At 52.9% G+C, this 2,851-nt stretch carries 2 rRNA genes; both read left to right on the plus strand.

Going from position 1 to position 2,851, the window contains the following annotated elements:
• Positions 1–2,622, plus strand: a 23S ribosomal RNA gene (locus tag EOJ37_RS13805); the annotation flags it as partial.
• A 116-nt stretch (positions 2,623–2,738) separates the two neighbouring features.
• Positions 2,739–2,851 (plus strand): 5S ribosomal RNA (gene rrf / locus EOJ37_RS13810); the annotation flags it as partial.

Below are 2,851 nucleotides of genomic sequence, written 5' to 3' on the forward strand. Positions count from 1 at the left end.
GTTATCCTGTCTGAAGATGGGGGGACCATCCTCCAAGGCTAAATACTCCTGACTGACCGATAGTGAACCAGTACCGTGAGGGAAAGGCGAAAAGAACCGGGGTGACCGGAGTGAAAAGAACCTGAAACCGTGTACGTACAAGCAGTGGGAGCCCCACCACTAAGCCAGCACTGAGTGTTTAGGCGATATCTTTTGCTGATTGAATCGGTTAACAACGCGTAGCGTTGTTCAACCTCACAAAATCAAGCAGAGGGGGCTTAGTGGTGGGGTGACTGCGTACCTTTTGTATAATGGGTCAGCGACTTATATTTTGTAGCAAGGTTAACCGTATAGGGGAGCCGTAGGGAAACCGAGTCTTAACTGGGCGTCAAGTTGCAAGGTATAGACCCGAAACCCGGTGATCTAGCCATGGGCAGGTTGAAGGTTGGGTAACACTAACTGGAGGACCGAACCGACTAATGTTGAAAAATTAGCGGATGACTTGTGGCTGGGGGTGAAAGGCCAATCAAACCGGGAGATAGCTGGTTCTCCCCGAAAGCTATTTAGGTAGCGCCTCGTGAACTCATCTTGGGGGGTAGAGCACTGTTTCGGCTAGGGGGCCATCCCGGCTTACCAACCCGATGCAAACTCCGAATACCGAAGAATGTTATCACGGGAGACACACGGCGGGTGCTAACGTCCGTCGTGAAGAGGGAAACAACCCAGACCGCCAGCTAAGGTCCCCAAGTCATGGTTAAGTGGGAAACGATGTGGGAAGGCTTAGACAGCCAGGATGTTGGCTTAGAAGCAGCCATCATTTAAAGAAAGCGTAATAGCTCACTGGTCGAGTCGGCCTGCGCGGAAGATGTAACGGGGCTAAACCATGCACCGAAGCTGCGGCAGCGAACGAAAGTTTGTTGGGTAGGGGAGCGTTCTGTAAGCCGTTGAAGGTGACCTGTGAGGGTTGCTGGAGGTATCAGAAGTGCGAATGCTGACATAAGTAACGATAAAGCGGGTGAAAAACCCGCTCGCCGGAAGACCAAGGGTTCCTGTCCAACGTTAATCGGGGCAGGGTGAGTCGACCCCTAAGGCGAGGCTGAAAAGCGTAGTCGATGGGAAACGGGTTAATATTCCCGTACTGGGTGTTACTGCGATGGGGGGACGGAGAAGGCTAGGCAGTCCGGGCGTTGGTAGTCCCGGTTTAAGCGTGTAGGGGGAGAGGTCAGGTAAATCCGACCGCTCATACACCCTGAGGCGTGATGACGAGTCACTACGGTGATGAAGCTGTTGATGCCCCGCTTCCAGGAAAAGCCTCTAAGCTTCAGGTAACACACAATCGTACCCCAAACCGACACAGGTGGTCAGGTAGAGAATACTCAGGCGCTTGAGAGAACTCGGGTGAAGGAACTAGGCAAAATGGTGCCGTAACTTCGGGAGAAGGCACGCTGGCATTAGGTAAAGTCCCTAGCGGATGGAGCTGAAGCCAGTCGCAGATACCAGCTGGCTGCAACTGTTTAATAAAAACACAGCACTGTGCAAACACGAAAGTGGACGTATACGGTGTGACGCCTGCCCGGTGCTGGAAGGTTAATTGATGGGGTTAGCCGTAAGGCGAAGCTCTTGATCGAAGCCCCAGTAAACGGCGGCCGTAACTATAACGGTCCTAAGGTAGCGAAATTCCTTGTCGGGTAAGTTCCGACCTGCACGAATGGCGTAATGATGGCCAGGCTGTCTCCACCCGAGACTCAGTGAAATTGAACTCGCTGTGAAGATGCAGTGTACCCGCGGCAAGACGGAAAGACCCCGTGAACCTTTACTATAGCTTGACACTGAACATTGAGCCTTGATGTGTAGGATAGGTGGGAGGCTTTGAAGTGTGGACGCCAGTCTGCATGGAGCCGACCTTGAAATACCACCCTTTAATGTTTGATGTTCTAACTTAGCCCCGTGACCCGGGGTGAGGACAGTGTCTGGTGGGTAGTTTGACTGGGGCGGTCTCCTCCCAAAGCGTAACGGAGGAGCACGAAGGTTAGCTAATCACGGTCGGACATCGTGAGGTTAGTGCAAAGGCATAAGCTAGCTTGACTGCGAGAGTGACGGCTCGAGCAGGTACGAAAGTAGGTCTTAGTGATCCGGTGGTTCTGAATGGAAGGGCCATCGCTCAACGGATAAAAGGTACTCCGGGGATAACAGGCTGATACCGCCCAAGAGTTCATATCGACGGCGGTGTTTGGCACCTCGATGTCGGCTCATCACATCCTGGGGCTGAAGTAGGTCCCAAGGGTATGGCTGTTCGCCATTTAAAGTGGTACGCGAGCTGGGTTTAGAACGTCGTGAGACAGTTCGGTCCCTATCTGCCGTGGGCGTTGGAAGATTGAGAGGGTTTGCTCCTAGTACGAGAGGACCGGAGTGAACGCACCGCTGGTGTACGGGTTGTCATGCCAATGGCACAGCCCGGTAGCTAAGTGCGGAAGAGATAAGCGCTGAAAGCATCTAAGCGCGAAACTTGCCTCGAGATGAGTCTTCCCTGGAGCTTTAAGTTCCCTGAAGGGACGTTTAAGACGAAGACGTTGATAGGCTGGGTGTGTAAGTGCAGCGATGCATTGAGCTAACCAGTACTAATGACCCGAGAGGCTTAACCTTACAACACCGAAGGTGTTTTGTTGAGAGAAGAGAGACGGTATTTAGCTTGTTCTGAGATTGGTTCTGATGGTTTGATATCTTGAGAGATATTGGGCGGTTGGGATAAAACGAACATGCCTGGCGGCGATAGCGCGGTGGTCCCACCTGACCCCATGCCGAACTCAGAAGTGAAACGCCGTAGCGCCGATGGTAGTGTGGGGTCTCCCCATGCGAGAGTAGGACACTGCCA

This window comes from Serratia microhaemolytica (assembly GCF_004011885.1).
Classification (GTDB): domain Bacteria; phylum Pseudomonadota; class Gammaproteobacteria; order Enterobacterales; family Enterobacteriaceae; genus Serratia_G; species Serratia_G microhaemolytica.